The sequence below is a fragment of the Zoogloea sp. LCSB751 genome, from assembly GCF_002028455.1.
Taxonomy (GTDB): Bacteria; Pseudomonadota; Gammaproteobacteria; order Burkholderiales; family Rhodocyclaceae; genus Zoogloea.
In genome coordinates, this window is sequence record NZ_MWUM01000269.1 from 1 (window position 1) to 264 (window position 264).

Annotated in this window: 1 pseudogene; it reads left to right on the top strand. The window is 46.6% G+C overall.

The window, feature by feature from the left end:
• Positions 1-264 (top strand): annotated as a pseudogene (locus tag B4920_RS26610) (transposase); the annotation flags it as partial.

Here is a 264-nt window from a genome sequence, read left to right on the forward strand (position 1 = left end):
CGAAGTGCTTGAGCAGTGGCATAAGTTGTTTAAAGGCGATGAATTAACGCAAAAATTCGCTAAAGGTGAGTTAGTCGAAGCCCATGAGGTCAACCGATTAAAGCACTCAATCGCCCTTTATCGTAGTCGATTATGTGATATCTCATGGTTTATGCGCTGCCTCAACGAACCGATTGCAAGGCAAGCAAATCAAGAAGATAACTGCACAGGCAGGTTCTGGGAAGGGCGGTTCAAATCGCAAGCCCTACTCGATGAAGCTGCGGT